Source organism: Lacticaseibacillus paracasei subsp. paracasei (assembly GCF_000829035.1).
Lineage (GTDB): Bacteria > Bacillota > Bacilli > Lactobacillales > Lactobacillaceae > Lacticaseibacillus > Lacticaseibacillus paracasei.
This window is the reverse complement of record NZ_AP012541.1, coordinates 2901279-2927909: the sequence shown is the minus strand read 5'-3', so window position 1 is coordinate 2927909 and position 26631 is coordinate 2901279. Positions and strand designations below refer to the sequence as shown.

Annotated in this window: 28 protein-coding genes, 1 pseudogene and 1 riboswitch; of the genes and pseudogenes, 16 read left to right on the top strand and 13 right to left on the bottom strand. The window is 47.0% G+C overall.

Annotation, left to right across the window (positions count from 1 at the left end):
* Positions 1-136: 136 nt before the first annotated feature.
* On the bottom strand, positions 137-460 hold the full coding sequence (locus LBPC_RS14385; RefSeq protein WP_003568265.1) for a hypothetical protein: 324 nt from the start codon (positions 458-460) through the stop codon (positions 137-139).
* A gap of 157 nt (positions 461-617) precedes the next feature.
* Here LBPC_RS14385 and LBPC_RS14380 point away from each other — a divergent pair, with 157 nt between their 5' ends.
* The 4 genes from LBPC_RS14380 (at position 618) to LBPC_RS14365 (ending at position 3473) form a co-directional block, all read left to right on the top strand.
* Positions 618-956: an iron-sulfur cluster biosynthesis family protein gene (locus LBPC_RS14380; protein ID WP_003568263.1), complete on the top strand. Its 339-nt coding sequence runs from the start codon at positions 618-620 to the stop codon at positions 954-956.
* Positions 957-1028: 72 nt separating this feature from the next.
* Complete coding sequence (locus LBPC_RS14375; protein ID WP_003568260.1) at positions 1029-1739, top strand: DUF975 family protein; 711 nt, start codon at positions 1029-1031, stop codon at positions 1737-1739.
* Between the two features lie 179 nt (positions 1740-1918).
* Positions 1919-3193: an ABC transporter substrate-binding protein gene (locus LBPC_RS14370; RefSeq protein ID WP_003662388.1), complete on the top strand. Its 1275-nt coding sequence runs from the start codon at positions 1919-1921 to the stop codon at positions 3191-3193.
* Positions 3194-3218: 25 nt separating this feature from the next.
* The gene (locus tag LBPC_RS14365) at positions 3219-3473 is read left to right on the top strand and encodes a hypothetical protein (RefSeq protein WP_003662389.1); all 255 of its coding nucleotides are present in this window, start codon (positions 3219-3221) and stop codon (positions 3471-3473) included.
* A 22-nt stretch (positions 3474-3495) separates the two neighbouring features.
* On the opposite strand, the pseudogene LBPC_RS17355 reads toward LBPC_RS14365, so the two are convergent.
* The 3 genes and pseudogenes from LBPC_RS17355 to LBPC_RS14355 all read right to left on the bottom strand — a co-directional run bounded on the left by LBPC_RS17355 (position 3496) and on the right by LBPC_RS14355 (position 6199).
* Positions 3496-3694: pseudogene (locus LBPC_RS17355) on the bottom strand (hypothetical protein).
* Positions 3695-3841: 147 nt separating this feature from the next.
* Complete coding sequence (locus LBPC_RS14360; RefSeq protein ID WP_003568254.1) at positions 3842-4588, bottom strand: amino acid ABC transporter ATP-binding protein; 747 nt, start codon at positions 4586-4588, stop codon at positions 3842-3844.
* A 3-nt stretch (positions 4589-4591) separates the two neighbouring features.
* Positions 4592-6199, bottom strand: coding sequence for an ABC transporter permease subunit (locus LBPC_RS14355; protein ID WP_003568253.1), 1608 nt, complete (start codon positions 6197-6199; stop codon positions 4592-4594).
* A 103-nt stretch (positions 6200-6302) separates the two neighbouring features.
* A riboswitch (Lysine riboswitch) is annotated at positions 6303-6475 on the bottom strand.
* 426 nt (positions 6476-6901) lie between these two features.
* On the opposite strand from LBPC_RS14355, the gene LBPC_RS14345 reads away from it, so the two are divergent.
* Both LBPC_RS14345 and LBPC_RS14340 read left to right on the top strand, forming a co-directional pair.
* A complete protein-coding gene (locus LBPC_RS14345) occupies positions 6902-7777 on the top strand; it encodes a helix-turn-helix domain-containing protein (protein WP_003662391.1) in 876 nt (291 codons plus the stop codon).
* A complete protein-coding gene (locus tag LBPC_RS14340; protein ID WP_003662392.1) occupies positions 7774-8622 on the top strand; it encodes a helix-turn-helix domain-containing protein in 849 nt (282 codons plus the stop codon). Before LBPC_RS14345 ends, LBPC_RS14340 begins: the two co-directional genes overlap by 4 nt.
* Positions 8623-8788: 166 nt before the next feature.
* Here LBPC_RS14340 and LBPC_RS14335 read toward each other — a convergent pair whose 3' ends face one another.
* A complete protein-coding gene (locus LBPC_RS14335; RefSeq protein ID WP_003662393.1) occupies positions 8789-9808 on the bottom strand; it encodes a helix-turn-helix domain-containing protein in 1020 nt (339 codons plus the stop codon).
* A 234-nt stretch (positions 9809-10042) separates the two neighbouring features.
* Between LBPC_RS14335 and LBPC_RS14330 the strand changes: the two genes are divergently transcribed.
* The 5 genes from LBPC_RS14330 (at position 10043) to LBPC_RS14310 (ending at position 14959) form a co-directional block, all read left to right on the top strand.
* The gene (locus tag LBPC_RS14330; protein ID WP_003662396.1) at positions 10043-11314 is read left to right on the top strand and encodes an MFS transporter; all 1272 of its coding nucleotides are present in this window, start codon (positions 10043-10045) and stop codon (positions 11312-11314) included.
* A 234-nt stretch (positions 11315-11548) separates the two neighbouring features.
* Positions 11549-12523, top strand: coding sequence for a mannose/fructose/sorbose PTS transporter subunit IIA (locus tag LBPC_RS14325; protein WP_003662397.1), 975 nt, complete (start codon positions 11549-11551; stop codon positions 12521-12523).
* A 27-nt stretch (positions 12524-12550) separates the two neighbouring features.
* Complete coding sequence (locus tag LBPC_RS14320; RefSeq protein ID WP_003568238.1) at positions 12551-13366, top strand: PTS mannose/fructose/sorbose transporter subunit IIC; 816 nt, start codon at positions 12551-12553, stop codon at positions 13364-13366.
* 17 nt (positions 13367-13383) lie between these two features.
* Complete coding sequence (locus LBPC_RS14315) at positions 13384-14295, top strand: PTS system mannose/fructose/sorbose family transporter subunit IID (RefSeq protein WP_003581553.1); 912 nt, start codon at positions 13384-13386, stop codon at positions 14293-14295.
* Between the two features lie 298 nt (positions 14296-14593).
* Positions 14594-14959 carry a DUF956 family protein gene (locus LBPC_RS14310; protein WP_003568234.1) on the top strand — a complete coding sequence of 122 codons (366 nt, stop codon included), beginning with the start codon at positions 14594-14596 and terminating at the stop codon, positions 14957-14959.
* 125 nt (positions 14960-15084) lie between these two features.
* Here LBPC_RS14310 and LBPC_RS14305 read toward each other — a convergent pair whose 3' ends face one another.
* From LBPC_RS14305 to LBPC_RS14280, 6 genes are all read right to left on the bottom strand, one after another.
* A complete protein-coding gene (locus LBPC_RS14305) occupies positions 15085-16014 on the bottom strand; it encodes an aldo/keto reductase (protein ID WP_003662399.1) in 930 nt (309 codons plus the stop codon).
* A 60-nt stretch (positions 16015-16074) separates the two neighbouring features.
* Complete coding sequence (locus LBPC_RS14300) at positions 16075-17268, bottom strand: MFS transporter (RefSeq protein WP_003662400.1); 1194 nt, start codon at positions 17266-17268, stop codon at positions 16075-16077.
* Between the two features lie 267 nt (positions 17269-17535).
* Positions 17536-18957: an MFS transporter gene (locus tag LBPC_RS14295; RefSeq protein ID WP_016365955.1), complete on the bottom strand. Its 1422-nt coding sequence runs from the start codon at positions 18955-18957 to the stop codon at positions 17536-17538.
* Between the two features lie 260 nt (positions 18958-19217).
* Complete coding sequence (locus tag LBPC_RS14290; RefSeq protein ID WP_003662402.1) at positions 19218-19841, bottom strand: hydrolase; 624 nt, start codon at positions 19839-19841, stop codon at positions 19218-19220.
* A 296-nt stretch (positions 19842-20137) separates the two neighbouring features.
* Positions 20138-20659 carry a kinase gene (locus LBPC_RS14285; RefSeq protein WP_003662403.1) on the bottom strand — a complete coding sequence of 174 codons (522 nt, stop codon included), beginning with the start codon at positions 20657-20659 and terminating at the stop codon, positions 20138-20140.
* The gene (locus LBPC_RS14280) at positions 20656-21120 is read right to left on the bottom strand and encodes an NUDIX hydrolase (RefSeq protein ID WP_003568221.1); all 465 of its coding nucleotides are present in this window, start codon (positions 21118-21120) and stop codon (positions 20656-20658) included. The genes LBPC_RS14285 and LBPC_RS14280 overlap by 4 nt, the downstream gene beginning before the upstream one ends.
* A 137-nt stretch (positions 21121-21257) precedes the next feature.
* Between LBPC_RS14280 and LBPC_RS14275 the strand changes: the two genes are divergently transcribed.
* On the top strand, positions 21258-21779 hold the full coding sequence (locus tag LBPC_RS14275; RefSeq protein WP_003662405.1) for a GNAT family N-acetyltransferase: 522 nt from the start codon (positions 21258-21260) through the stop codon (positions 21777-21779).
* 173 nt (positions 21780-21952) lie between these two features.
* On the opposite strand, the gene LBPC_RS14270 is transcribed toward LBPC_RS14275, so the two are convergent.
* Together LBPC_RS14270 and LBPC_RS14265 are read right to left on the bottom strand one after the other, a co-directional pair.
* Positions 21953-22282, bottom strand: a complete 330-nt coding sequence (locus LBPC_RS14270; RefSeq protein WP_003577029.1) for a PTS lactose/cellobiose transporter subunit IIA — start codon at positions 22280-22282, stop codon at positions 21953-21955.
* Complete coding sequence (locus LBPC_RS14265) at positions 22282-22614, bottom strand: PTS sugar transporter subunit IIB (protein WP_003568216.1); 333 nt, start codon at positions 22612-22614, stop codon at positions 22282-22284. Before LBPC_RS14265 ends, LBPC_RS14270 begins: the two co-directional genes overlap by 1 nt.
* Positions 22615-22730: 116 nt before the next feature.
* Between LBPC_RS14265 and LBPC_RS14260 the strand changes: the two genes are divergently transcribed.
* The 4 genes from LBPC_RS14260 to LBPC_RS14245 all read left to right on the top strand — a co-directional run bounded on the left by LBPC_RS14260 (position 22731) and on the right by LBPC_RS14245 (position 26556).
* Entirely contained in the window at positions 22731-23441 is a 711-nt protein-coding gene (locus LBPC_RS14260; RefSeq protein ID WP_003662409.1) for a GntR family transcriptional regulator, read from the top strand.
* Between the two features lie 168 nt (positions 23442-23609).
* Positions 23610-24968: a PTS sugar transporter subunit IIC gene (locus LBPC_RS14255; protein WP_003581533.1), complete on the top strand. Its 1359-nt coding sequence runs from the start codon at positions 23610-23612 to the stop codon at positions 24966-24968.
* Positions 24969-25023: 55 nt separating this feature from the next.
* On the top strand, positions 25024-25443 hold the full coding sequence (locus tag LBPC_RS14250; RefSeq protein ID WP_003568211.1) for a DUF3284 domain-containing protein: 420 nt from the start codon (positions 25024-25026) through the stop codon (positions 25441-25443).
* A gap of 12 nt (positions 25444-25455) precedes the next feature.
* Positions 25456-26556 carry a DUF871 domain-containing protein gene (locus tag LBPC_RS14245; RefSeq protein ID WP_003662413.1) on the top strand — a complete coding sequence of 367 codons (1101 nt, stop codon included), beginning with the start codon at positions 25456-25458 and terminating at the stop codon, positions 26554-26556.
* Positions 26557-26631 lie beyond the last annotated feature (75 nt).

The window sequence follows — 26631 nt, the reverse complement described above, 5'->3', positions numbered from 1 at the left end:
TGAAACTGTTACAACAAGAATCGGGCAAGATTTTTCACTAAAGGAGGGATTCCGCAGGCACATAAAAAGCGCGTCATCTTCGCCGGGATAAGACACCGGTAAAAATGGCCGCGCTATTATGATAAAATAAACAAACCTAAACCATTGGTGCGTAAATCAACTCGATCAACTGCTTTTTCATCGCAATATTGACGCCAGTGATCGGCTGCTCAAGAATTTTTTGATATTCTTCAAGGACATCATAGGGCAGCGGGGTGAGCAGATTGAGGTCATCAATCACATCGCTGACCCGATCGGTTGTGCTAAGGTCAACGAAAATGTCAATTTTGTTCAAGCAGTCAGCCAATAAGTCGGTCATGCCGGCATCAGGCTTGCCGCTTTGATCAGTGATGACAACTTGCAGGTGATTGACTGGCTCATGATCGATTTGGATAAACTTTAAAGCCGAATAAATATTCATGGCACACCTCGTCCTAGCTGAATAAAATCACATCGGGTTAAATTCAGTTTAACCCAATTTTAGGCATTTGGTGAAATTTTTACAAGAGAGTTGTATCTTGATCGGTCGGGCGCCATAATATTGGTGACAAGGATTATTTTACTTTTGGGGGCAAAATATGGAGCTTAATGTATCTGCTGTGGCCGCCTCACGATTGGCGCCGATGTTACATGCCGATAAGGCGCTAATCCTTGATATTAATGACGGTATTGGTCCTTATTCACGGCCATCAAAAACATCAGGACAAGCGAAATTCAATTTATTGATTCTACCGCGTACCAATGTACCCGATGTGTATGATGCACACCTTGATTCGCCGGTGGGGCCGGTATTGATCAAAAGTTATACGAGTGGGTTTTTTAAAGCAGAAACAGAATTAACAGTCAGCGGTGATCACTTTGCTATTGTTCCCGGTGAACCGCAACTTGATCCCAATGTCCGGTTGAAGTTTGTATAACTCAACCGTCTTTTTCTGTTATGATAACCCCAAGGATTGTGATGACTTGTCACAGTTAGAGGGGGAATATCTATGGATCGTACTTCTTTAAAAGATCAGGCCAAGGCTGAGCTGAATCCCAACTTTAGCTATTATTTACGGATTAGTTTACCGGCATTATTATTGACAGCCTTTGTGGCGCTGGTGCCATTCCCGCTTAATGAAAATATGCATCGAGCTGGTATCCGTGTCGTGGCTCATGGCAGCCGACGGATGATGACAAATGGTTATTGGAACAACATCGCAATGTGGCAGACAGCAGTGACATTTATCGGTTTGCTGACAGCGCTGCTCATGATCGGTGTCAGCTTCGCTATGATTGACGGGTTGCGCGGTCGGTCGGATCACCGGTTTAGCTGGACGCAGATGTTCAAAATTTTTGAACGTGGCGAATATTTTCTCGGCAGCTTGCTGATCGGTTTGCTGCAAGTCGTTTGGGTCAGCCTGTGGATGTTGTTATTGGTTGTTCCCGGGATTGTCAAAGGATTGGCTTATTCACAAGCCCAGTTGATTTATCGTGATGCCATTGATGCTGGCCAGCCAATTGGCTATACCGAGGCTGTCACGCGCAGCCGTCAATTGATGTACGGCCATAAGTGGGAGTTCTTCGTTTTGCTCCTCAGTTTCCTAGGTTGGTGGTTGTTGGAAATGATCACGTTTGGCTTAGCGTCAATTTGGGTCATACCATATCGCACGATGACACTGGCTAATTTCTATCTAAAATTGACCGAAGAACAAGCCTGACATCATCTCATAGCTTCATGCTAAAAAAGAAGGCATACGCTTTCTTTTTTTTGCCTTTAGTTCCCCATGATCCGGTAAGTATTGGTATACTATTCGTGGTTGACGACAACGCACTTATATCCGAATAGGGATAGGTCAAGTTGTCTCTGTTCACGACAAACCGCGATAATGGAGGGAAAATGATGAAGAGACGTTGGTTGCTTGGGTTTGCGACAGTGTTGATGGCAGTCCTGCTGGTTGCTTGCGGTAGCGGCAGTTCAGCGCAAAAGAGTACGAAGGGGCCAGTGACGATTACATTCTGGCACCGCATGACAGGAAATTATAACAAGGCGCTTGAAGGTTATATCAAGACGTTCAACAGCAGTCAAAAGCAGTACAAAGTTGTTGCTACTTCGCAAGGGTCTTATGATAACCTACAAAAAAAGTATCTGGCTTCAGCGAAATCTCGCACGTTGCCAACCATTGGGCAGGTAACTGATACGATTATTCCTGAATACGTGCATGACGGGATGTTAGTTAACATTGACAGTCAGGTGAAGTCACAATTTTCCGCAAATGAGCTCAAAGCCATTTATCCGGGCATTGCGACAAACTTGAAGTATGAAGGTAAATATTACCAAATTCCATTTGCCACTGGGACACGATTGATGTTCTATAACAAGGATATTTTGGATAAGTACCATCTCAGCGTGCCCAAGACTTGGGAAGAACTGACTAAAATGAGTCAGCAGCTCAAAGACGACGGCATTACTGGGGTCGCATTCAACAAAAGTTATGATTTTGAATTTGAAACCTTGGCCTATGATACTGGTAATCGCCTGATCACGCCGAAGTATCAGGCAAAAATTGACACACCGGCCAGCATCAAGGCTATGACCGCCATCACGACCATGTTAAAAGATAAGACGGCGGTCACTGCCGGCTTGGACAATTATTTTAACGTGCCATTTGTTCAAGGTAAAATTTTTGCCGGGTTTGGCTCTAGTGCGACTATTCAGCAAATTGCAGCAACAGCGCCGAAGTCCATGCACTGGGGAACCGCTGTGATGCCAAGCTTTGCTGGCAAGGCCAGTTCTGTACTGGGCAACAATGGGATTTCCGTTTTCAAAGGCGCTTCAGCTGATCAGATTAAAGGTGCGGTTACCTTCATGAAATTCCTGATGAGCACCAAGATTCAAACGCAATGGGCTAAGGCTAGCGGTTATGTGCCGGTTGTGAAGACCGCAACCCAGTCCAGCGCTTATCAAGCCTACTTGAAAGAGAATCCGACCTATCAGGCAGCAGTGGATGCTTATGACGATGCGTTCTCCTCAACGCCATTTATTGGTTACAATACGTACCGCAATAACTTGCTTGATGCTGTGGACCAAACCGTTTCAAAAAATGCTGAGCCCAAAACAGTACTGACGAATTTGCAGAAGCAAGCTGATACGATTTTGAAAGATAATAAGTAAGACTCATTAGAAAGCAGGTCACCGCATGACGACATTCAAACGCATTTTAAAACGAACGCTGATGTACACGTTGCTGGTTTTAGGGCTGGCTATTCTCATGACATTTGGCTACGTCGGCTATCGGGATGTCACAGGCGGTAAGGGCTACTTGGCCATGCGTTATTTGATTGTGACACTAGAATCGGTCGTTGGCGGCTTTTTCCTGTTTCTTATTGTGGTGAGCTTGGATACGTGGAGTGAACACCGTAAGCAGAAGCGTGAGCAGCAGTCAAAAAAGTAAAATCGTTGTAAAAGGGACTTGGTTAAAAGTTCTTTGCCGTGCCAAACTCCGCAATCTCCGGCCAGCTGGGGTGGCGACGCGTAGCTAGAGCGGAGACGGCGCTTCGAGCCCGCAAAGCCCGCGGTCTCGAAGTCGCCTAACAACATCAGCGACAAAGCCCAGTCGCTGTGTTGTTTGCACGGCTGAGCCCCATCTGGCCTACGATTGCTTCGCCTTGGCACTACGGTCTTTAAAATCGCAGTAAAATAATCCACGAGAAACTAAAAAGGAACAATTTTTCCCACAACAATCGGAAAATTGTTCCCTTTTATTCGTTTGACTGAGAATTATGTCTCAAGCTCTTGTTGCCCAAGAATCGAGCCATAGGTTTAGATTCGGTTCAAGTACCGTTTCAAGAACTCTTTTGTTTCAGGTTGCTGTGGATCGCCGAAGATCTGATCCGGTGTGCCTGCTTCGGCAATAACGCCATTGTTCATGAAGACGACCCGATCGGACACTTCGCGCGCGAAGGCCATTTCGTGGGTCACAATGATCATGGTTAAACCAGTATGTGCCAAAGCAGTCATCGTGTTTAAGACATCATCGACCATTTCCGGATCAAGTGCACTGGTTGGTTCGTCGAAGAGCAACACTTCTGGATCCATCGCCTCAGCCCGCGCGATGGCGACACGTTGTTCTTGACCGCCAGATAATTGGTCCGGTTTTGCAGCGATGAATGGATCCATCCCGACCTGCTTCAACAAGTCGAGGGCGTGCGCTTTAGCTGTGGCAGCATCGCGCTTTAAAACCGTTTGTTGCGGAACCATCACATTTTGCAATACCGTCATGTTATTGAACAGATTGAAACTCTGGAAGACCATCCCAACTTTGGCGCGATAAGTGCTTAGTTTCTCTTCATCGCTTAAAATACTTTTTCCGTGGAAAAGGATATCCCCGCCAGTTGGGGTTTCCAAAAGGTTGATATTTCGCAAAAGTGTCGATTTCCCAGAGCCGCTACGGCCAATGATCGAAACGACTTCACCGGCATTCACGTCCAGATTGATGTTGGTCAAAACTTCGTGATTGCCAAAGGCCTTTTTTAAATTTTTGACTTGGATTAAAGGTTCGTTTGCCATGGATTAGCCCTCCTTTGCCGTACGAGTTTTCGGGGTTTCGACCTGCATCTGGTTGGTCATGACGTTGTAATCTTTTGGCCCGTCGAGATGCTTTTCAATTAATCGGAATAGGCGACTGATTGTGAAGGTCATGATGAGATAGATGGCGCTGACAATCAGATAGGTGTGGAAGAATTGGAAGCTTTGTCCGGCAATTGTCTCACCACTGAAGAACAATTCGGAGACAGAGATAACGGACAGAACGGACGTATCCTTGATGTTGACAATAAATTCGTTGGTCACAGCTGGCAGTGAGTTGCGCACGGCTTGAGGCAAAATGACCTTCATCATGGTTTGCAGATGGGTCATTCCCAGAGCGTTGGCAGCCTCGAATTGACCTTCGTCAACCGAGATAATCCCACCACGGATAATTTCGGAAATATAGGCCCCAGTGTTGATCGAAACAATCAATAAGGCAGCGGTGGTCCGGTCCATGTTCAAATGCCAAGCTTGCGCGGCACCATAATATAGGACCGCGGCCTGAACAATCATTGGCGTGCCACGGAAAACTTCGATGTACAACGACAGCAGCCAGTTGATCACGGCGCGTAAGCCGCGCTGACCGAGTTTTTTCGGCTTAGGAGTTGTCCGGATAATCCCGACTAACAACCCGATGATAAAGCCGACGATTGTCCCAACAAGGGAAATCAGTAAGGTCATGCCTGTCCCGCGTAACAGCATTGGACCATATTGCTTCATAATCGCGATGAACCAGTTGCCATTGCTTTCAGTTGATGGCTGGTTATCGACAGCTTCATTCATCAGCTGTGCTCGTTCTTTACTTGAAATCGTGGCAAGTAGTTCATTGATCTTTGCTTTATTCGGATCATTCTTGCGCAAGCCAATCGCCAGATTCGTGTCACTGGCATCGGTTTTAAAACCCTGACCTTTTGCAAAATGGATATACATCAAGTTAGGATTAGCACGTTCTGCCGTGATCCCTTCAGGCACTTCGGAAACGTAACCATCAATGGTTCCGGATTCCAAGGCCACACGCATAGCTGGAAAATCGTTCATAGCCGGTTCCTTGACGACACCCTTGATTTGATTGATCGCCTGATAATGATAGGTGCTGAGCTGCGCGGTGATTTTAGCACCCTTAAAATCCGCAATGCTCTTGGCTTTGGCGTACTTGCTGTCTTTGCGAACAACCATCGTCAAGTTGGAGATGTAGTAGGGATTACTGAAATCGATGGTCTTGCGACGATCAGGTGTCGGTGACATGCCGGCGATGATGGCATCGATTTTGCCTGAAGTTAGAGCTGGTGGCAATCCGTCCCAAGATGTTTTGACGACGACTACCTTTTTGTGTAAGGCTTTGGCAACCTTACGTGCAATCTGCACATCGTAGCCGTTAGCGTATTCCTGACTACCTTGAATCTTGACGGCGTTGTTAGCGCTGGTGGTTTGCGTCCAGTTGAATGGCGCATAGCCAGCCTCCATGCCGACTTTAAACGTGCCGCTATCACTAGCAGCATTGACCGGGGTGGCAGCAAAACTGCCTAGTAAGAGGCTCAAGGCGAACCCCAGCACGCCTAAACGTGCAACCCAATGCTTTTTCATAACTGACATTTCTCCCTTCTTGTAGTGGGAAATAGAGCTGGAAACAAAAAATCGACCTTATTGTGTTGTGATACCGCAATAAAGGTCGATTCCATCGATTTTAGTCATAAACCAGAATCATAGCGCCCCGAAGCGAGTGCTTCGACAGTCCATGGGTTATGCACCCATGGCCCAATGCGCACGATCCGAATATCGTGCAACATTTCGGCGGTGGCACTTACAACTGGTTCAACATGATACGGCACTCCCCAGTTTTCGTTGCCCACCGCAACCTCTATTTCTTGGTGGTGTATTTAAATGTCAAAATTGAGTTTAGCGGAGTCAGGGATGGATGTCAATTTATAATGGCAGAGCGTGAGCAAGTGCAGTTTCTACGTCTGCTCACACGTTTTAGATGGCACAGTAGAAGGATTCGCTCTTCTGATGCTTGTTGGGCACGCTTCGATAGTCTGAGCTGGTTTTGTGAAAATTCGGAGTAGCGACCGCCAAGGCTAAGGCGCTGGTATGGCCGCGTCCATTGAATTTTCGCTACTGCCTGATGTCTATCAGAAAAATGCGTAAAAAATTCTTGGGACTAGCACCCATGTTTAGGCAGCGTTTAAAAACAAAAATATTCAAATTTGAGGTGCAATAAGTAGTAAGATATTTTGAAAAAATGGCAAAACGTGTTAAGTTTGTCTAATAAAGTTCTCATAAAAAGGTCGGGTGCTGATGCCAGAAGAACATGTCAAAATCGGGGCATATTTGCGGGCTTTACGTCTCGAGGAAAATGATTCATTAGAAGAAATTGCAGCTGGGATTACGACAGCTGCAACTTTGTCGCGGTTTGAACGTGGGGAAACGCAACTGAGTGCGGCAGTTGTTTTGAAATTATTAACACGGTTTGATCAAGACGTTGAATCCATCCAACAAGGATACCGCGCCTTGAATCAGGATAACTTTTTCCAGCAGGTGAACCGGGCGACTGTTGCTGGGAAACCGACGCTACTGGCACTGGCTAAGCGACAGTATCGGTTATGGCGGGAAACGGGGCTTATTTTTTACCGACTTAATCAGATTAACATCGTGGCGCACAACGGGTTCAGTGATCCGAGTTTTCAAACAACCCCAGCCATGAAGACTGACGTTATGCGTTACTTAAAACGAATTAAGCACTGGGGACTTTATGAGCTGGATCTTTTTGCGGCGACGTTGGTGCTTTTCGACAGTAAACAGTTGGTTAGTTTAGTGGCAGGGATGTTACTGGATATGCCAAAAACCGAGAGTCACCGGACGCGCGATCAATATTTGTGGGCGATTCTCACGAATAGCATTGCGTTACTGATCCATCGGCGCGAGTTTAGTGAAGCAGTTCGCTTGCTAACCATTGCGACCAGTATGCCAGTGCCGCCGGATGATCTCTATTCCCGATTGATGCTTCGGTATCAGCAGCAATTATTGGTGTACCATCGCGGTAAGCATCGAGCAGCAACGGCAGCGGTTGAGCAATTGTTAGCCAGTTTGCGGTTATTAGAGTCACCATTTTTTGCTCAATTGTTAACAACTAGTTGGCAGCGGTTTCTTAAGGAGGAGGGGGCTGCGAGATGACGATTGGTAGACAATTTAAGTTATTACGTAGGGAACGAGGACTGACTTTAAAAATGGCAGCGCATGGCATTTTATCGGTGTCAAGTTTGTCAAAGTTTGAAAATGGTACCTCGCAGTTAGCTGCTGATCGTTTCTTTTTGTTGTTGGATCAGTTGAATTTAGATTGGGATGTGTTTGCAAAACCTCGTTCTAGGGATAAGCAACCTTTTTTACAACGTTATTTGGCGGCTGCGCGTCACGCTGACGTTCAGGAATTGGCCAGCATTTTACGTCAATTGCCACTCGCCAATGTTAATCAACGCCTGTTGTTGCATTTGACCTTACATAATGACGCGCCGGAATGCTTTTCAATTTTGCCGCATGAGCAATCACAAGCGCAGTCATTGCTGATGACGACGGCTGACTGGTCGTTACTATTACGACTGATTGCCGTCCAATTGGCTAAAATTATTGGCCTGGATGAGCTGAGTCAACTGATAGCTGCTTTTTCAAATCAGATACAACGTCCTAACACGCCGCAGGATCATTTTAATCTTGCTAACCGCACGTTTCTAGCGGCTGTGCTTCGCTATGTGGCAGCGGGTAAGTTGACTGAGGCACGAAATGCTTTGAATCTTATCGGGCAAGCAACTGTTGGTGATCTAGGCATTGAGTTTCAGATTGCTTGTGTGAAACGATTACTTATGATTTATTCATCCGACAAAGTGGTGGCGTTACAAGGACGGCAAGAGTTTTTGCAATTAAAAAAAATGCTGGCGCAATTGGGGGCACCAGCATGGACGGCGACGTGGCTTCCTACAATTGAACGGCTTGCAGCAGCAAAAGGGTGTAGCCAAGAAGCTTAAAGATCCGCGCCAGCAATCATGCAGTCAAAAATCGGTACTGAGAAAAGACACTTTCCAGTACCGATTTTTGACGCCATTAGGACGCCATTAGTGAGAAGATTGCCAGAAGCGTGTCTTGCAAATGCTCAAAAGTTCCACGTGAAACTTCAACTGCCGATAAATAAGTTTAAAGGAAGAAAGCACTTTTTTCCGGATTGTTGACATTTTGATGAATAAATTCTAATGAATAACGCAACTGTTGTTCTTGTTTAGGCTGATCAAGGATGTGTGCCAAGCTAATAGCCTGATGGCACAACTCCCAGCCAATTTCAGGCTGATCGGCGATGACGTGATACCAACCGCGTAAAAAAAGTAACATAGCAGCGTTGGTCAAATCGTCACTGTCATGCAATAAAGTCTTGGCAGTATCGAGCGCTTTTTTCGCATCGGTGAGCTGCCGATCATTAATAAAAACGGAGAAGGCCGCAAAAAGTGTCCTGATTCGGATATTGCGGATTTGGTTAAAAGCACGATACTTTTCCGAGCGTTTGATGGCAAGTGGCAGTAAGTTTTGAATCGTGGCTGTCGGTAAGGCGACCATAAGATGGCGAAACCAATAGAGTTCAAAGTAGTTCCATGTTTCGACCGAATAAAGATAACTCACGACTGGCTTTGCCAAAGCTTGAAGTTGGGCCATAGCGTCAGCGACACTTTTGAATGGAGATGGTTGGTTTAATTGGTTAACCCGATCAATCATGGTTAGCCGAAAAAGTTGAATGCTGATCAGCTCGAAGCGGGTTTGGCGGTTGTGGTCTTGGGCATAACGAGCTTGCCATTCCTGCTCCTTTTTGAGGAAATAAGCATAGTCTGCTGGTGTCGGTTCCTGAGTTAAAAAACGATTCTGATAGTCAAGTACTTCGACAAAGACGCGATGCGTTAAGGTGTTGTACACAAAATTAGGATCATTCGATGTCGGCACAACGCCGGATTGAAGATCACGGATAAAGACAAATTCTTCGACAGAGATATTAATGCGATACAGCAAATGGGTTAAACGCGAAAAGCTGATATTAGACTTGCCTTGCTCAAATTTACTGATAAAAGCAATCGAATTATGGTCGTCTGCCACTTGCGCTAAGGTTAGCTGATGATTATGTCGCAACTGCCGAAAAACCGCACCATCTGTGGCCTTTATTTTTTCTACCATAGTGGAATTTCACCTCAATCCGATTTTACCCTGCGTACACTCTAGATACAAATAAGCAGAGCGTGAACTGGCGCGTTTAGAAACCGGAGCATAAGCGGGCGCAACCTTAAATGGCAGGGTTTTGGCCATTTAAGGTTGCGGTCCTTATGAGCAGGTTTCTGCGGCCGTGGACGCGTTTTGAAAACTCATAGGCGTGTCTAGAAACCAGTAAGCACCTTGAGGAGGAAGATTGAGATGCATGAATATCTTACCAATCGCGGGTATCGTGCGATTTTAAATGCCAGTTTGTTAAGTGGTATTGGTGATAGCCTCTATAATATTGTGTTCATCATTTATGCCGCAACTATGCCATTCAAAAGTCTGGCGGTGACGTTAGCCGCCATGGCAACCAGCGTGCCGACCATGCTGTCACTTTTAACTGGGAGTCTGGCAGATCGGACACATGCTAAAACTCGGCACATGGTGGCAACCCGTTTGGGACAAATGTTGTTGTTCCTAAGTTTAGCGGTCATGATTTTACTACCGGCCAGTTTTCCGCTATTTCTATCATTACTTTTAATCAATATTGTTTCCGATTCGTTAGGTCAGTACGGCAATGGTTTGATGCTGCCGCTCCTGCATCGCTTGATTCCCGCAAAAGAGCTTAACACTGCCTTAAGTTTCCAAAGTGCAACGAGTTCAACCGTGCAACTGGTTTTTCAAGGGCTTGGAGCCAGTTTGATCGTGTTATTGAATCACAATTATGCACTTTTTGGCTTGCTCAATGCGTTGACCTTTTTACTAGCCGCTGTGACGCTTGTCTTCCGAAAAAAGCAATTGAAGCAAGCAGAACCGCCAGTGACGACGGGCAAGTCACAGCCAGTTATCGGTAATATCCGGGCAGTTCTTAAGTTTCTTGCTGGCAATCAATTCCTATTCGCGGTTATTCTCTTCGCGATGTTAGTCAATACGCTTGGCTCATCCGTTGACGGGTTGATGAATATCACGCTTGTGCAGGAGCCAGACCTATGGCTGCGCGACTTTGGAACCACCGTTGCAATCATCAATGTTGTGTTTTCTGTCGGCCTTATCTTTGGAGCTTTATTTGCCAAGGATGGTTTGCAGCATTTGAGCACGTTCAAATTGCTAAGTCTGCTGATGGCGGCCATAGTGGGTTTAAGCAGCAGCTTTTTCCTGCTCCATTCGATCGTGGCGGCACTGGGGTTCAGCTTTGTGACAGCATATCTGATGGGCAAAATCAATCCACGTTTAGCCACCGTGATGATGCGGCAAGTGCCTGAACAGCAGATGGGTACGACAGCAGGGGTGGTCAACCTGGCAGCATTGATCGGCATGCCAGTAGGACAAGTGATTTTCTTCACGATTGCGAACCTTGCTAGTGCTCATGTTAGTTGGATCGTTATGGCAGGGTTGGCGACAGGATTATTTTTGGTTTTGATTTGGATGAGCACTAAAATTTTGGACCCAGTCTTTACCGATTCCGACCAATATTCGCAAAAGGCTTAATCCAACATAGGCAAAATTGGTACTTACCAATAGACCAATTCAGCGAAATCGCTTTTCAGAAGTGCATAGAGAATGTATGCGCTTCTTTTTATGCACCCTTTTCAAGGGAAAATGCTTGCATAGCTGTGCGAAGGACGTCATACTATTCTATTGGGAAGCCTTGTTTTTTAGATTATTTTCGTTTATTGCAGATATTATTTTCAAGGCAACCACAAATTTTTAGGAGGCGTAAAAATGGTCGGAATTATTCTTGCTAGTCACGGCCAATTCGCTGCTGGCATCAAGCAATCCGGTCAAATGATCTTCGGTGAGCAAGAAAAAGTCGAAGCTGTGACCTTCATGCCCGATGAAGGTCCAGATGACTTACACAAGCACCTCGAAGATGCGATCGCTAAGTTCGACCCAGACGATGAAGTGCTTTTCTTGATCGACTTATGGGGCGGCTCACCATTTAACCAAGCGAACTCGATTTATGAGGCGCATAAGGATAAATGGGCAATCGTGACCGGACTGAATTTACCGATGCTGATTGAAGCGTATGGTTCACGACTTTCGATGGATTCTGCACAGGATATTGCAGCACATCTGCTCGATGCTGGACGTGAAGGTATCAAGATCAAGCCAGAATCACTGGACAAAGTGACGAAGCCAGCTGCTCAAGCAGCACCAACTACTTCGAATGCTGGTCAGCCAGGCTCACTTGAGTATGTTCTGGCGCGGGTTGATTCTCGGTTGCTACATGGTCAGGTTGCCACAACCTGGACCAAGACAACCAACCCGACACGCATCATTGTTGTCTCTGATTCAGTTGCTAAAGACGACTTGCGAAAGAATCTGATTAAGGAAGCTGCACCAGCGGGCGTTAAGGCGCATGTTATTCCTATCGATCAGATGATTAAGATCGCTAAAGACGATAAGCATTTCGGCGGGGAACGTGCATTGCTATTATTTGAAACACCTGAGGATGCACTTCGAGCAATCGAAGGCGGCGTTCCACTCAAGGAACTTAACATTGGTTCCATGTCCCATTCAGTTGGTAAGGTTCAGCCGAACAAGGTGTTGGCCTTTGATCAAAAAGATATCGACACTTTCCATCAATTGGAAAAAGACGGTGTCAAATTTGATGTTCGCAAGGTGCCTGCAGACCATGCCGAAAACATGGATGCAATTTTGAAGAAAGCCCAAGACGAACTGAATGCACAGAAGTAATTTTTTTGAAACGGAGGAAGAAGACTTATGACTTTAAACTTTATTCAAGTCATTCTGGTCCTCATCGTGTCATTCCTTGCTGGTATGGAAGGTATTTTGGATGAATTTCATTTCCATCAGCCAGTTATCGCGTGCACGTTGATCGGACTTGTGACCGGCAATTTGGCACCTTGCTTGATTCTAGGCGGCCAATTGGAAATGATTGCCTTAGGTTGGGCCAACATTGGCGCTGCTGTCGCACCTGATGCCGCTTTGGCATCTGTTGCATCTGCTATTATTCTGGTTCTTGGCGGTCAGGGCACGAAAGGTATCAGTTCAGCGATCGCGATTGCGGTTCCACTGGCTGTTGCCGGTTTGTTGCTGACCACTTTGGTACGTACCTTGGCAACCGCGATTGTTCACTTTATGGATGCAGCTGCTGAAGAAGGCAGTTTCCGGAAGATTGATATGTGGCAATGGATTGCGATCTGCATGCAAGGCCTGCGTATTGCCATTCCAGCTGGCTTGATTCTAGCCGTTGGTGCTGGTCCTGTTCGGGCATTGCTTGAAAGAATGCCTGACTGGTTGACCGCTGGCCTTGGCATTGGCGGGGGCATGGTTGTTGCCGTTGGGTATGCCATGGTTATTAACATGATGGCGACCCGTGAAGTATGGCCATTCTTTGCGCTTGGTTTTGTTTTGGCAACAGTTAAAGAGATTACCCTGATCGGCCTTGGTGCCATCGGGATCTCTCTGGCGTTGATTTACTTGGCTCTGTCCAAAATGGGCGGCGGCTCAAGCAAAGGCGGCAGCTCGAATAGTGGTGCCGGTGATCCTGTCGGCGACATCATTGACAACTACTAAGAAGGAGGTTGACAAACATGGCTGAAGAAGTTCATTTAACTAAAAGCGACCGAATCAAGGTTTGGTGGCGGTCAACCTTCATTCAAGGTTCTTGGAACTACGAACGTATGCAGAACGGTGGCTGGGCTTACACCCTGATTCCGGCACTGAAACGTTTGTATCATACCAAGGAAGACCGTTCCGCTGCTTTGAAACGGCATCTAGAATTCTTTAACACGCATCCATATCTGGCATCACCAATTATTGGTGTTACTATGGCACTGGAAGAAGAACGTGCCAATGGGGCGCCAATTGATGACAAGGCGATTCAGGGTGTCAAAGTTGGGATGATGGGTCCGCTGGCTGGTGTCGGCGATCCAGTGTTCTGGTTCACGGTTAAGCCAATTATTGGTGCCTTAGCTGCATCCTTGGCAATGGCCGGCAATATCATGGGACCAATCTTGTACTTCGTGCTTTGGAATGCAATTCGTATGGCTTTCCTGTGGTACACGCAGGAATTTGGCTACAAAGCTGGGAGCAAGATTACCGAAGACCTTTCCGGTGGTCTGTTGCAAGAAGTGACGAAGGGTGCCACGATTCTTGGGATGTTTATCTTAGGGTCGCTGGTTAACCGTTGGGTTTCTGTCAAATTCACACCAGTCGTATCAGACGTACCTAACCAAAAGGGTGCTTACATCGACTGGAGTTCACTACCAAGTGGATCCAAGGGTATTCAGAAGGCTTTGGAATTACAATCTCAAGGTCTGTCACTGACCAAGAATAAGGTCTTAACGCTGCAAGATAACTTGGATAGCTTGATTCCTGGTTTGATGGGCTTACTGCTGACCTTGTTCTGCATGTGGTTACTGAAGAAGAAGGTTTCTCCAATTGTGATTATCCTTGGCCTGTTCGTTGTCGGGGTTGTCTTCCACGTTGTCGGCTTGATGTAATATCAACCGTTAAAACGAACAAAGAATCACGGAAGCTCAGGCGCAAAGTCTGGGCTTTTGTTTTATAATGGAGAGCGTGAACAGGAGCGGTTAGAAATCGTAGTGTAAGCGGCCTTGGGTGTGATGGCCGGGCTTTGGCCATTGCGCCCAAGGTCCTTACACGCAGGTTTCTGGGCTGGCGATCGCGTTTAGAGCGTGAACAGGAGATTTCTGCAACTGTAATTGCGTTTGGAGAACAGACCGAGTCGTCTCCATCAGTAAAAAATCGTTCAAGATGAGTTTAAAAGGATGGCGGAAAATGGTTCAATCGATCAACACGAAGTCCGAATTAGTGGTCGAAGGCACGGCCTTCATGGGGATGCCGACATATGGCAAGATCATGATCGGCGATAAAGGGTTTGAATTTTTCAACGAAAAAAACGTGCGCGATTTCTATCAGATCCCGTGGAATGAGATTGATTTGGTCATTGCGTCGGTGATCTTCAAAGGCAAATGGATCCCACGGTTTGCAATCAAAACGAAGAAAAATGGGACATATACCTTCGCGGCAAGAGATCCGAAACGCGTTTTGCGCGCCATCAGAAATCATTTCCCAGCAGATAAAATTGTACAATCACTGACGTTTTGGCAGGTTATCAAACGGGCATTTAGACGCAAAAAGTGAGTGATGCCTGCTCACCATCCGTTTTTCGATAATAAAAAGAAGCAGCTCGTTTCCGCATGTGTGACATGCTGGAAGCGGGCTGCTTTTTGGATTGTGCGAAGTCTGTAGCCTAGAACAATGCGCGATTATTCAGTACGGAATTTTTTGAACAACTCGTCAATAGATGCATATTCAGCATCGCGTAAATTGACGTCTAAAGCTTTAGCATTGCTTGTAGCTTGTTCAGGTAGGCGGGCACCGGGAATCACAACCGCAATGGCCGGATTCTTCATGTACCAAGCCAAGAAAACCTGAGCCAAGGTTGCCTGATGGGCATCAGCGATGCCATCGACTTCTCGCAAAGCGGCAAGAATGGTCTTGAACTGATCTGCCGAGAAACGTCGACTAAACTTGTCAGCATCATCAAGGCCATACTTACCAGTTAACAAGCCGGATGCGAGTGGAAAGTATGGGACGAAACTGATCTGGTGTTCATTCAAATACGGGAACAGGTTTTGCTCAGCATCGCGATGTACCAAACTGTAATTGTCTTCAACGACATCAACCTGATTGTCTTGGTTGGCCTCTTTGATTTGGTCTAATGAGAAGTTAGAAACGCCGATCGCCCGAACCTTGCCGGCCTTGCGGGCATTGGCAATGGCATTGACCACCTCCGCTTTGTCAGTTTTGTCATCAGGAAAATGAATATAGAAAATATCAAGGTAATCGGTTTTAAGGCGTAACAAAGCATCATCAATTGCTTGCGTTAAAAATTTGGGATCGTTATTTGGTTTGAGATCATTGTGCGGATCCTGTGCTGCCTTGGTTGCCAGAATAATTTTGCTGCGATCATAGCCTTGTGTGGCTTCACCGATTAATTTTTCCGACTGCCCTAAACCATACATGTAAGCGGTATCAAGCATGTCAATGCCGTGGTCAAGCGCAGCTTTCACGACGGCGATGCCATCTTCGTCATGCAGATTAGGGAACAAGTTGTGGCCGCCGACTTTATTGGTGCCTAAACCTAGTTTCCCGGTTGTGACCGTACTTTTACCAATTGTCGTTGTCATTGCCATTTTGTGACCTCCTTAGCCATTCATGCTTAGTGTAAAAAAAGTAATAGAAACTTGCAAGCGCTATCTATTCATCTTTGATGGAAAAATCCGATGGTTCGCATTGATGATCAGCCCTGCCACAAACATTAGCAGCGTGAGCCCGACTGTCAGCCACAACAATAAATCCCACGAACCTGTAGCCGTTTGGATGAAGCCGTATAATACTGGACCAACCGCCGCAAATAAGTAGCCGACACTTTGAGCAAAGCCAGAGAGACTAGCCGTTTCATAAGCATCGGCGGTTTTCTTCTGGAAAAAGACAATGCAGATGGCAAAAGCGGCCCCAGAAGCAACGCCCATGAGCAGCGCGTAGACAACGTTTAAGCCAAAGTTCGCCGCAGGGATAAGAATACCCAAAGCACCTAGTACAAAGCCTAGCATGATGCCCCAGACACTATATAAGAGGCCATGGCGCTTTTCAGCAATGAATGGGATGGATAATGTTGCCGGCATCCCGCTCAGCTGAAAAATGGTAGCCAGATTACCCGCCGCGATTTGGGAGAAACCGGCCGCTTGCCAAAGACTTGGCAGCCAAGTCAGCAAAGAATAGTAGAGAAAGCTTTGCAGGCCGAAGAATAAAGCGATCCACCACGCTAGCATAGATCGCGAAACGGCGATATTTTTGCGCTGGACGTCTTGCCGGGCTGCTTTCTTTGGTAGTGTGCGAAAGGCCAACGCCCAGACGAGTAATCCAAAGACGCCGACTAACGAAAAAGCTGCCAGGGTGATCTGCATGTTGAATTGCTGATTTAGCAATCCTGCGAGTCCAGTACCGAGGGACGCAATAAGTCCCATCGTCACGGTATAAAGACTGGTTTTAGCACCGATAGCGTGGGGAAATTGGTCCTTGATGATTGCAGGTAAAAGGACGTTACCGCCAGAAATACCAAATCCGATGAGCAAAGTACCAGCAATTAAAGCTGTCAGGCTGGGAATGATTCGCAGCAGGCTACCAGCCAACAAGATAACCAGCGCTACCAGCAAGCTCCACTCATTACCACAACGATTACCCATTTTGGCGATTAACGGTGAGGCCAGCGCGAACATGAGCAATGGAATGGTTGTCAGCATACCTGCCATGGATGCAGGCAGGCCGAGTGTTTGCTTAATTGTCGGCAGCAACGGTGGGATCATCGTGATGGGCAGCCGCAGATTGGCACCGACCAGCATGATGCCCCAAGTCAACCAGGCTGTCGAGGTGTGGTTCTTTTTCATGGCTGTTTTCCTCCGTCATTAGAATACGCCCACAGTCGCAGCAACCTACATGTAAGCATGCCAGTCAAAACTCGGCCATTCAGGTTATGCTTCCTAAGCACGTCTGCTGACGCTGTGCAAGCGGACACAATACTCTTATGCTAGCACTTTTTGAGCCGAAGGGAAAAGTGGGCTTGTTACACGAACGTTGATTTACCGGCGAAACAATCGTCTGCTTTCATTGGAAGATGAGGTGTTCTGACGGATGAACTGTCATAAAAACTGACACTAGTTTTTTTCGTGTGCCTGCCACGGTTTGATTGTCAGGCCGATGGCGATGGCTCCGAGGATAGCGAGCACAGCCGCGACAATCATGGCAACTTGTAAACCGCTGATAAAGAATTCGGGATGTGCTGTTGGATAGTTCGTTACGCGGCTGCCAGCAAGTTGACTCATCGTGCCAAAGAGCACTGTTGTCGCAACCGCCGTGCCGCTGACCATCCCAAGATTGCGTGCGAGCGCATTGAAACTGCCAGCGATGCCAAGCTGATTTTTCGGAACAACTGACATGACAACATCGCCAATTGGGGATTGAAAAAGACCGCTGCCGATGCCGACAAGGAGTGTACTGATGATGTAAATGGTCAACGGTGCGTTTGATTTCAACGTGGCACCGATAAGACTGCCGACAGCGATAAAAATGCTGCCGAGCAAAGCAACTGCCGGGACGTTCCATTTATCGGCCAGCCAACCGCCAAACGGGGCGAAGAAGACCATCATCAGTGGATAAAGCGATAATAGCGTGCCAGCCGTACCTGGTGTCAGGCCACGAGCATCTTCAAGGTAGAACGGCATCAGCACTGTGCTGAAAAACTGCACCATAAAGATGAAGAAGACAGTGACCACACCGAGTGTGAAAATACGGACACGGAAAATACGCAAAGGAAGCAATGGTGCTTGTTGCCGTTGCTCAAAGCCGATAAAGGCGATGAGAGCAACGACTGCCAATGCAAGGGTGCTGAGGACAACTGGATCGTCAAAACCGCTTTGCTGAGCAAGATTCAGTCCCCAAAAACCGCTTGCAATCGCTGTTGCCTGCAAAATCATCCCCCAACCATCGTACGTACCGCGTTGTGGGATGCCATTGTTCATAGACCACAAGGAGACACCCAATGCGATTAAACCGATAGGAACGTTGATGAGAAAAATCATTGGCCAACTGAAATGGGCCAAAATCAAACCGCCTAGACTTGGACCAGCGACACCCCCCAATGCGACGAAGGTACTCACAACCCCCATTGCCCGGCCACGTTCAGCAAGTGCGAAAGTCGAGGTGACGATCCCGTACGTATTCGCCAAAGTCATCGCCCCGCCAAGTGCCTGGATCATCCGGGCTAACATCAAAAAATTAAAGCCGAGATTAATCCCAGCCATCAAGGAACCTAAGACAAATGTACCGGTGCCCCATTTAAAAATCCGCTGCTTACCGATGCGGTCGCCAAGTTTACCAAAGGGCAATAGCAGCGCACTTAAAACGATTAAATACAGCGAAACCGTCCATTCCATCTGACTGGCCGGAACTTTTAGATCCTTGGCCATAATTGGCACGGCAATATTCACAATTGAACCGTCGAGATTGGTCATGAAGGCAAAAAAGCCCAGCGCGACCAGTAGCCACCAACGTTTTGGTGCCGTTTCAGAACGTTGCATGTTGAATCCCCCTAACCATAACGCGTTTGCCAGAGCAGTCACCTGCGTGTAAGGACCTCAGTCGCAATGGCCAAAGACCGGCCATCACGCCAGAGGCCGCTTACGCTCCGGTGACTAACCGCTCTGGCTCACGCTCACCAATAAAATAAGGTACCTGTTCATGGCATCATGCGATGTCATGGGCAGGTACACATCATAAGCGATAAGAAACGAAACGGGGCTGCTTTAATCAGCCCCGTTCATGTCATATTGTTAAAAAGCTAGTCGCCTAAATTGATAAAGTCGCCTGCACCCAGCAGCAGTTTAACAAAATCCGGTACAGTGTCGGTTCGGTTCCAGTCGCGCTGCCATTCGCAAGCCAGTTGGGCATTTGTGGTCAATTGTGCACCTGCTTGTTCAACGCGGCGTAAAGCAGTTTCATGAGCAATTTGTGAGGTGCCGCCAACAGCATCCACGACAGGATAAACATGATAGCCTTCAGCCAAGGCATCAATTGTTGGGAAGGTTAGGCAGGCTTCTGTCCATAAGGCCGCAATAACCAAGTTCTTACGGCCAGTTGCCTTGACTGCTTCGACAAACTCTTTGTCTTGCCAAGCATTAATCGAAGAGCGATCAATACTTGGTATATCGCCGAGGGCTTTTTTCAAATCGGGGATGGTGTCTTTATTGCGTCCGCTTTTAACGTTAACGGTAGAGAGAACAATTGGCACATTGTACGTTTTAGCCAACTTGGCCGTCATCACAACATTTTGGATCAAAGCGTGATGGTTCATGGAACCGATGGATTCAATTTGTGTCGGTTGGTAGTTAATCAGAATCAAAGCAGAATTTTCCGGGGTGAGCAGCCGGTCAGTAACCGGGTCACGGCGTGGATAACTTGTCATCAAAAATCACTCCTTTTAGTGAGCGTGAGTCAGCACGGTTAGCAACCGGGGCCTGTCCGTGATGGTCGTAGTTTGACCATTGCGAGCAGGGTCCTTACATGCAAGCTGCTGTGCTGACGAGCGCGTTATAGCCATTACTAATAATGAACTAACCTTTACGAACCCATTCTAGTCTGAAACCCATGAAAACAATAATATTTTGCCCGATTATGCCAATGCTGATTTTGCCCGCCGTTAAGGACAAGAAGACGCTATCAAATCAGTTTGGAAAAGAGCCCGCGAGTTGGTGTCTTTTGTCAGTGAATAGGTTTAACAGATTCTGTATTGTTCAATCCAGCCAGATCGGTCAAGATGTGGTTGACGACCATGGTTTGCGACCAATCGGCAGAAATGAGCTGCTCAGTCGGCACATTTAAACGATCATGGGGCAAATACCAGTCACGCATGACGTCGGCTCCGAATTCCTTGGCTTTTGCGCGATGGGCATGGCGGCGCAAAGTCTCATCAAACGAGAGGTCATAGTAGTAAACCAGACTTTGATCAGCTTCTGCAATGAGTGTTTTCAACATGTCGCCATAGCGTGCTGCCGACAGAATCCCCTCAAGGATGACAGTTCGCTGATGCTGCAATCCAAAGCGAGCAATCGTTTCAATTAGTTCAATTGTGGGATTGCCCGGTTTGTCTTTTTCGGCGAGCATGTCACGGCGCACGACGTCTTGAGATACTAGCAGCGTATTGGCCAGTTGGGTACGCAAGGCGGTTGCGGTGGTGGTTTTATCACTGCCTGAATTGCCACGCAGAATGATCAATCGATTCAATCAAAATACCCCGTTTCATTTGCGATAAAGTGCGCCAAGACTTCCCGATGTTGTTGATTAAACAGGTCAGGAGCGGCTGCTGGATCCCAAAATTTTAAGGCTTCAGTCTCACTGTTGTCACTATTTAACACACCACTTAATTGTTTCACAAGAAACACCGGGCACAGCCATTGGGCAACATCGCCATTTGGATAGGTGAGGGTGAGATTGCCATTAACGCCAAGCAACCGGACAACTTCAACCTCCAGATTGGTTTCTTCTTTGAATTCACGCACCATCGTCTGGGCAGGGGTTTCGCCGTATTCGATCGTCCCGCTAATCAAGCCCCATTCACCGGTAAAATCGCTGCGTTGTTGGAGTAGAACGCGCCCAGCCTGATCGGTCAGGATGCCAATCACGCCAGCCATAATCAAGGGCGCATGACCAACCTTTGTCCGGATATCTTTAATATAATCTGCCACTATGAGATTCACTCCTTATCTAAGATTAACTCGAATCGTTTACCGCTATACTGACATTAACATAGTTGACGATTGCATTATTTCCTGGGCAATAATTGTGGTATGTTGTTAACAAACATCAAAGGAGCGGTGAACGCATGACAGTGACGCTAAAACATTTTCAATCTGAAGATCTAGAAACACTGTGGAAGGTGGCTTTTTCTGATCCAAAGGCTGAATGGCATCAGTGGGACGGACCGTATTTTAACCAAGAAGTACCGACACTACAAGAACTGCAGGAAAATCAGGCCAATCAAACTGGCTTTCACTGGGTTGCCAATCCATTTGTCAACGGCATTTGGTCAAACGGCGTTTTGATTGGGCTCGTCTCTGCCCATTATGAAGATGGCGATCTGCAGCGGTGGCTGGATCTTGGCATCGTTATCTATGACTCGGCTGATTGGGGAAAAGGTTATGGGCAAGATGCGCTGGATCAGTGGATTGATCGCATCTTCGGACTCGTCAACCTGCCGCATTTAGGTATCACCACCTGGTCAGGCAATGATCGGATGATCGGTTTGGCTAAAGCAGTTGGCATGCAGGAGGAAGCGCGTGTCCGACAAGTTCGTTATTATCAGGATCGTTACTGGGACTCTGTTAAGTATGGCATTCTGCGGTAAGAATGGCAGGCAGGTCGCCAGCAAAAATAACATATAGTATTAAAAAGGCGGCTCATTTGCTGAGTCGCCTTTTTGGTGCGATTATTTGGGATTTCATAACAGCCGTTTATTCACAATGGCCACTGCAAATAAGCCTTCATGCGTCATCGCGTGGCGAAGGCTTATTTGTTTTCCTAGGCTTCTTTCTCGCTTAATCGTTTGTACAAATCAACCATTTCACCAGCTAAATCGCGGAAGGTGATGGCATTCATCAGATGATCCTGACTGTGAACCATTAACAAGGTAACCTCGGCATGATCGCCTTGGGCTTCAGCGGTTAACATGCCTGTTTGAACGTTGTGGGCTTCAGTCAGAAAGTGGTCGGACTCTTTAAGCTTTTCGTCGGCCTTTTCAAAATCGCCTGCTTTGGCTGCGTGAATAGCTTCAAAGGCAGAACTCTTGGCGTTGCCACCATTCATGATCAAGCCCATGACAGTTTCGAGGTTCTGATCTTCTTCACTCATTATGCTTCTTCTCCTTGTTTACCATCTGCAATTGCCTTCAAGGACGCCTTGAGGACTTTTTCGCCGTTCATCAAGCCGTAATCCTGCATGTTAATCACATCAACCGGAATATCGAGATCCTTTTTGAATTGACCTTCAAGATAGCGGACTTGAGGTCCTAACATCAGAACATCTGGTTTTTCCTCAGCTAATTTGTTGTCTGCATCGGAAGCGGCGGTTGCAAAAATATTGACCTCAACGCCATCTTTTTCGGCGGCTTTTTGCATGCGTGCAACCAGCATACTTGTTGACATACCAGCGGCGCAGACCAACATAATCTTTTTCTCTGCCATTTTTTTCGGCTCCTTTTTAAAAAAATGTAATCGTTTTCTGTTTCTTGTGCTATTATAATTCGTAGGTACAAATTTTACAAGCGTTTTCAAAACCACACCTTTGGAGGGGGTCATAAATGTATCACGATATTGCAGAGCAATTGATTCAAGATATTCTGGCTGGTAAGTATCCAGTGAAGTTGCCGACCGAGCAAGTGTTGATGAATCGCTATCAAGCCAGCCGCAACACTATTCGTAAGGCGCTGGATGTCATTTTTGCCCATGGACTCGTGCGCAGAGTGCAGGGCAGTGGCTACTACGTCATTGATCATTCGGAGCAATCAAGTGCCGTCTTGAATATGTCAATCGGGTTTGATCAAACCGCGATGGTCAAAGGCGGTCCGCTTAAATCGAAAGTCGTCAAATTTGCTTTGATACCAGCAACTGCGGCATTGGCCCGCCGCGGCAACGTAGCAGTTGGCGATCCGGTTTATCAGGTTGTGCGTCTGCGCTATTTAAAAGGGCAGTTGTACGACTTGGAAGAATCATACTTTCCACAAATCATTGTGCCGCATCTCTCGGAAGAAATTGCTGCGGGGTCAATCTTTACCTATTTGCGCAACACCTATGACATGGTTGGAAGCACAACCGAAAATTATATTCAGTCTCGGCCGCTGCCGGCTGAATATGCTGACCTGATGACCACATCCGGAAAAGGCGATCTTTTATGTCTGGATGGGATTAACTATCTAGCCAGCGGCAAAGTCTTCAACTTTTCTCGAACTTATTTTGTTTATCCAGGTCTCACACTGTATTACCACACGACCAACATTGATTTGGACCAATGAGGCGGGGACCTCAGTTCAAATTAATAGCTCGCGCGTTTGCAGTTGCCGGAATCTGACGCTGTCAGCTTAAAAACAATGATCAAAAGCAGATCATGACCGTCAAAGCTGGCTACGTCTTGATTTCACGCCGTGCCTGCTCGCGCCCACTTAAAAAGGAGTGTTATAAAAATGAACGGACTTATTAATTGGCTCAATAAACATGTTGTCCCAATCGCTGCCAGAATCGGCTCAATTCGTTGGCTGGTTGCGTTGCGTGATGCTTTTATTGCCATCATGCCGGCCATGATGGCTGGTGCTGTATCGACGGTGCTGAACGCTTTGATTCGTGATATCCCGAACCAGTTTGGCTGGACGGGCTTTGTTAATTCCATGCAATGGCTGATCGGTATTAACGCCGTTGTCTGGACAGGGACACTGGCAATTTTAGGCCTGATCTTCTCGTTCACTTTTGGGTACCAACTGGCAGTTCAGTATAAGGTCGAACCAGTCACGGCGGGGATCGTGACGCTTGGTACCTTCATCATGAGCTTGCCGCAAAACTTCACCATGACGGTTAAAACCGGCTTGGGTAAAGCAGCGATCAAGTCACTGACCGATGCTGGGGCAGCAGTTACCGGCAAGGATGTCAGCATGTGGGGCTTCTTCAATTTTGGTAAGTTCTTTGGGGCATATGGTTTCTTCACGGTGATGCTGATGGGGGCCATTGCTGCTACCATCTATATCTGGCTGATGAAGAAACACATAACCATCAAAATGCCTGATTCCGTACCGCCAGCAGTTGCTAATGCGTTTACTGGGATTGTCCCTGCTGCTGTTGCTATGTATGCTGTCGGTATTATCAACTATATCTTCACTCAATATGGCACTACAGTAATTGAATTCATTGCTAAAGTCTTGCAGGAACCGCTGTTGAATCTGAGTCAAGGTTACGGATCCGTGTTGATAATGACGATCTTGGTTCAGGTTTTCTGGTTCTTCGGAATTCACGGTACGAACGTCTTGGCACCAATCCTTGATGGAATCTGGCTGACGGCTCAGATTGCTAACACTAACGCCTTTTCAAAAGGTGAAGCCTTACCATATTTGTGGACCCGGAACTCCTTTGATCTGTATGCTTGGATCGGCGGGGCTGGTTCAACTCTACTACTTCTGATTGCGATTCTGATCTTCTCAAAACGTGATGATCAGCGGGCGGTTGCTAAATTATCGATTGCACCAGGCTTCTTCAACGTCAACGAACCAGTCATGTTCGGGATGCCAATTGTGCTTGATCCGATTTACTTCATTCCGTTTGTTTTGGCACCGGTAGTGATGGTTTCAATTGCCTATGGCGCCGTAGTTAACGGTTTGGTTTCACCGATTAAGGCTCAGATTGTTTGGTCAATGCCACCGTTCCTGAATGCCTTAGTTGCAACGATGGACTGGCGTGCTGCCGTGCTACAATTAATCAACATGGTGATCGGTTTCCTGATCTATGTGCCATTTGTTAAGGCAGCCAATAAGATCAAACCGACTGAACTCGACTAACATCCCATCACGCTGGTTTTGGGCTGAACAACGTTTTTAGAAAGGTGGCTTTCACTTGGAAATCCAAATGACATTTAAGGTGCCAGCAGCATTTATGTATGGCCAACTCATTCGATCCGCGCAGGAAGACATCAAGGCCCATACCGGCCGCGAGGTGTTAACTGGCAGTCTCAATGGTTTCTCTTACAAGAAGAAATGGGCTAATGGCATGACTGGGACACTCACGATAACCCATGCCATTGCCAACCAACGTTATGCTTACGAACTGGATACTGATCGTGATCACTATACGGTTGACTATCAGCTAAGCGACGCTGGTGACAACAAAACGGCTTTACATTACACGGAAACGATTGAAGGCAAAACCGCGAAAGGCAAAGCTAACAATCGCACAGCCGGCTTTTTACTCAACTGGCAGCGTAAGCACCGGTTCAAAAAGATGTCTCGCCAGATGGCGGCACAATACACGGCTTAGAAAGGATTTTCAATGAAACGACTAGGAATATCGCTCTATCCGGATCAAAGCAGTTTTGATCAGAACAAGGCCTATCTCGAAATGGCGCATAAATATGGTTATACCCGCATCTTCACCTCGTTATTGCAGATGTATGGGGATGACGGAGAGGATCTGTTCGCTGTTTTCGGCCAAACCATTGATTATGCTAATCGACTGGGCTTCCAAACGATTGTCGACATCAATCCGGCCTTGTTCAAAGAGCTAAAGATCAGCTATGACGATCTGAGCTTTTTCAAAAAGCTCAATGTTTGGGGACTGCGACTAGATGAAGGTTTCACCGGTGCTGAAGAAGCGCGCATGACGCGTAATCCATACGGGCTGAAGATTGAGCTGAATATGAGTCGCGGAACCAATTATTTGGCTAGTATCATGGCCTATGAACCGGACCGTGACAACCTGCTGGGCTGTCATAACTTTTATCCACAAGCCTTTACGGGATTAAGTGATCAGATTTTTGCTGAGTACTCTCAGCAATATCGTGATTATGGACTGCACACAGCGGCGTTTGTCTCTTCGCCAACCGGCAAGATCGGTCCATGGGCGGTCAATGATGGTCTGCCAACAATGGAAAGCGATCGCCATCGAAGCATCGCCAGCCAAACCAGCCACTTAGTCATGACCGGTTTGATTGATGATGTCATCATCGGCAATGCCTTTGCTAGTGAAGCTGAGTTGCAACAGGTGGCTGCTAACTTCGTGGCACCATATCCGATTTTGCATGCTGATATGCTGCCGGGGATGTTGCCAATTGAGGCGAAGATTGCCTTTGAAGCGCCGCATCTCTACCGTGGCGATGCCTCAGCCTACTTACTGCGCGATACACAACCGCGGGTGAAGTATGGCAAAGAAAGCATTGCGCCGCATGACAATCACCAGTCCTTTGAACGCGGCGATATCCTTGTTGTGAATGATGCTTATGGCCGTTACAAAGGCGAGCTTCAAATTGTGCTAACGCCATTTGCCGATGACGGTCAGCGCAATAAAATTGGCCAAGTCAGTGCTGATGATCTAGGCTTTCTGGATCTTATTCGCCCGTGGTCAACATTTGTTCTTGAAAAAACGAATGCTTAATAGGTTAGGCTAAAGATTCTTTGCCGTGCCAAACTCCGCAATCTCCGGCCAGATGGGGTGGCGACGCATAGCTAG